This is a genomic window from Candidatus Kosakonia sp. 282A-S69 (assembly GCF_029433855.1).
Classification (GTDB): Bacteria; Pseudomonadota; Gammaproteobacteria; order Enterobacterales; family Enterobacteriaceae; genus Kosakonia; species Kosakonia cowanii_A.
The window spans coordinates 234,841-235,185 of record NZ_JAROAU010000005.1; the positions used below are offsets into that span (position 1 = coordinate 234,841).

Consider the following 345-nt stretch of genomic DNA (forward strand, 5'->3'; position numbering starts at 1 on the left):
TCTGGGACGCACCCAGGGAGCTACGCTGAGTATCAACAGCTTTGATAGCAGCATCGATATCTTTCAGCGGAGAGCCACTACCAGCGGTAGCACCAGAAACTTTACCGGAAATAACGTCAAAACCAATTGCGTTAACTTTACGCTTGTCACCGGCGACGGTCGCCAGGGTGTTAGCCGCAACAGTGTTAGCATAGGTACCGTTGGCAGTCGGGTTAGTCGTCGTGCCGTTGGTTTTCGCAGAAGCCAGGTTCCAGCCAGCTGCGCCGTTCATGGAGATGCTGATGGTTTCGCCATCTTTCGCGCCAACCTGGAAGTTGTAAGATTTAGCGGTAGCAGTCTGGTTGT

Annotated in this window: 1 pseudogene; it reads right to left on the minus strand. The window is 53.0% G+C overall.

Annotated elements, in window-relative coordinates:
• A pseudogene (locus tag PU683_RS22100) lies at positions 1-345 on the minus strand (flagellin FliC); the annotation flags it as partial.